This is a genomic window from Paraburkholderia sp. (assembly GCF_035501035.1).
Lineage (GTDB): Bacteria > Pseudomonadota > Gammaproteobacteria > Burkholderiales > Burkholderiaceae > Paraburkholderia.
In genome coordinates, this window is sequence record NZ_DATJWR010000477.1 from 1 (window position 1) to 2,770 (window position 2,770).

General features: G+C 68.1%; 2 protein-coding genes. One reads left to right on the top strand and one right to left on the bottom strand.

The features are described from left to right. The first annotated feature begins 100 nt into the window (after positions 1-100). Positions 101-2,002 (top strand): aminodeoxychorismate synthase component I, encoded by a 1,902-nt coding sequence (gene pabB, locus VMJ11_RS33000; protein WP_325625304.1) that lies wholly within the window; start codon positions 101-103, stop codon positions 2,000-2,002. Between the two features lie 132 nt (positions 2,003-2,134). Here pabB and panB read toward each other — a convergent pair. Continuing rightward, on the bottom strand, positions 2,135-2,770 hold a 636-nt coding region (panB, locus tag VMJ11_RS33005), incomplete at its 5' end, for a 3-methyl-2-oxobutanoate hydroxymethyltransferase (protein ID WP_325625306.1).

Consider the following 2,770-nt stretch of genomic DNA (forward strand, 5'->3'; position numbering starts at 1 on the left):
GCCACAGCCCGCAGAGCAAGAGCTGGTTCGACCGCGTGAAGAGCTTCTTCGACTGATGCGCCGTTACGGCGCCACAACGCAGTAGCAGGTAGTCAACGCAATGGCAGTAAATCCTGAGGGCGCGGTTTTCGCGCTGCTCGATGACGGCGACTCGACGGCGGCAAGCCGTACGAGCCGTCTCTATACGGGGTTCGTGCGCGAGTTCGTGTGCGAGCGCGCGGCGGACCTCGACGCGGTGTGCGCGCAGGTGAATACCGGGCGGCGCGCGGGTACGGGTTCGGCACTGCATGCGCTCGTGCTCGGCGACTACGAGTTCGGGCGCGCGCTCGAATTCGCGAAGCACGATACCTCGTCATCCAGCGAAACGCAGCACGGCCACGCCGCGCTGCGTTTTTTATTGTTCGAACGCTGCGAAAAGCTCTCGCGCGAAGAGGCCGATGCGTGGCTCGCCGCGCAGGAGGGCAGCGACACGCCCGCGCCGGCGGGCGTTGCCGGCGTGACGATCGGCGTGAGCCGTGAGCGTTTCGAGCGCGATATCGCGGCTGTCCAGGACGCGCTGCGCGCGGGCGAGTCGTATCAGATCAACTACACGTACCGGCTCGGTTTCGAAGCGTTCGGCGCGCCGCTCGCGCTCTATCGGCGGCTGCGCGAGCGTCAGCGCGTGCGTTACGGCGCGCTGATCGCGTTGCCGGACGGCCGCTGGGTGCTCTCGTGCTCGCCGGAGTTGTTCGTCGAGAAGCACGGGCAAACGTTGCGCGCGAAACCGATGAAGGGCACGGCCGCACGCTTGGCCGACGCCGCGCAGGACGCCGCCGCCGCGCATTTTCTCGCCAACGATCCGAAGAACCGCGCCGAGAACGTGATGATCGTCGATCTGCTGCGCAACGATCTGTCGCGCGTCGCGCAGACGGGGTCGGTGCGCGTGCCGGCGCTCTTCAGCGTCGAGCCGTATGCTTCGGTCTGGCAGATGACGTCGACGGTCGTAGCGACGATGCGCGCGGGCACGACGTTCGCCGACGCCATGCGCGCGCTCTTTCCCTGCGGCTCGATCACGGGCGCGCCCAAGCACCGGACGATGGAGCTCATCGATGCGCTAGAGCACGCGCCGCGCGGGCTCTACACGGGCACCATCGGCTGGCTCGAGCCGCCGGGCGAAGACGAGGCTTGCGGCGACTTCTGCCTCTCGGTCGCAATCCGCACGCTGACGCTCGAAGCGCCGGCCGCCGACGCGGGCGCGTTCGCCACGAGGCGCGGCGAGATGGGCGTGGGCGCCGGCATCGTGCTCGACAGCGTGGCCGCCGACGAATACGAGGAATGCCGTTTGAAAGCCCGCTTTCTTACCGATGCCGATCCGGCCATCGAATGCTTCGAGACGATGTACGCGACGCGCGCACAGGGTGTACGCCATGTCGAGCGCCATCTCGCGCGGCTCGCCGCGAGCGCGGCGTGGTTTGGGTTTGCCTGCGACATCGAGGCATTGCGCGCGCGGCTCGCGCAAACCTGTGCCACGTTTGCCGACGAAGACACGCCGCACCGTCTGCGTCTTGCGCTTGGCAAGAGCGGGGCGGCAACGCTTGCCAGCGCGCCGCTTGCGCCGCTCGCGCACGACACCGTGGGCGTGCTGCTCGCTTCGGATCACGGCTTCGCGCCGGTCGCGTCCGCCGACGCGTTGCTGCTGCGCAAGACCACGCGCCGCGCCGAATTCGACCGCGGGTGGCGCGAGGCCGAGGCGCAGGGCGCATTCGACATGCTGTTCTTCAACGAGCGCGGCGAGCTGACCGAAGGCGGACGCACGAACGTGTTCGTGAAGCTCGGCGGCCAATGGTGGACGCCGCCGCTCGCCTCGGGCGTGCTGCCTGGCGTGATGCGCGGCGTGCTGCTCGACGACGCGACGTTCGGCGCGAAGGAGCGCGTGCTCACGCGCGACGACGTGCTCAACGCCGAAGCGTTGCTGTTGACGAATGCGCTGCGCGGCGCGGTGCCGGCACGGCTGCAGCGATGAAACCGATCCGGTTGCCGCTGTCGCAACGTATCGCGTGAGCTGAGCATAAAAGCCGAGCCCAAAAGCAAAGCGCGCCCCGCAAGGAGCGCGCTTTTTTCATGCTGCTGGGCGGATCGGGATCGCCGAGTCAGATCAGAACACGTGTTCCGGTCCCGGGAACGTGCCGTCCTTCACGGCCTTCACATATGCGCGCACGGCCGATTCGATATCCGGCTGCCCCGTCATGAAGTCCTTCACGAAGCGCGGCCGTTTGCCGGGGAAAATGCCGAGCATGTCGTGCAGCACGAGCACCTGGCCCGAGCAGTCCACACCCGCGCCGATGCCGATGGTCGGAATGCGCAACTGCTTCGTGACTTCCGCACCGAGCGCCGCCGGCACCGCCTCGATCACGACGAGCTGCGCGCCCGCGTCCTGGAGCGCGAGCGCATCGCGAATCAACTGCGTGGCGGCCGCGTCGCTCTTGCCCTGTACCTTGAAGCCGCCGAACGCGTGCACCGACTGCGGCGTGAGCCCGATGTGCGCGCACACGGGCACGGCGCGCTCCACCAGCATCTTCACCGTGGGCGCGAGCCATTCGCCGCCCTCGAGCTTCACCATCTGCGCGCCGGCGCGCATGAGCTTCACCGAATTCGCGAAGGCGTCCTCGGGCGTGCCGAAGGTGCCGAACGGCAGATCGGCGATGATCAGCGCCTTAGGTTGCGCGCGCGCCACGCACGCGGTGTGATACGCGATGTCTTCGATGCTGACGGGCAGCGTCGTGGTGTGGCC

Bases quoted from the DNA above. Each gene is read 5' to 3' on its own strand.
- pabB (WP_325625304.1), top strand. From the start codon at position 101: ATGGCAGTAAATCCTGAGGGCGCGGTTTTCGCGCTGCTCGATGACGGC.